Source organism: Bacillus sp. AFS077874 (genome assembly GCF_002566505.1).
Taxonomy (GTDB): Bacteria; Bacillota; Bacilli; order Bacillales; family Bacillaceae_G; genus Gottfriedia.
The window spans coordinates 1-218 of record NZ_NUYF01000038.1; the positions used below are offsets into that span (position 1 = coordinate 1).

At 32.1% G+C, this 218-nt stretch carries 1 protein-coding gene; it reads left to right on the forward strand.

Features of this window, described 5'->3' with window-relative positions:
* Positions 1-218, forward strand: a 218-nt coding sequence (locus tag COJ46_RS19510) for a hemoblobin-interacting domain-containing protein (RefSeq protein WP_141540909.1), incomplete at both ends; no start/stop codon positions are given.

Consider the following 218-nt stretch of genomic DNA (forward strand, 5'->3'; position numbering starts at 1 on the left):
AAGGCTCAATCCTACAAGATCGTAATAAAAGCAAAGGGTTACAAAGATGGACAAGTAACACAGGTTATTATTCCAGAAGTAAAACCTGCACCAACATTAACAGCAGACAAAAAAGATAACAAAGTAGGAAAAACAATCAACATAACCTTCAAAGACAATTCAAAATGGAGAAGCTCAATAACAAACATAACAGTAAATGGAAAATCAATAAAAGGAAA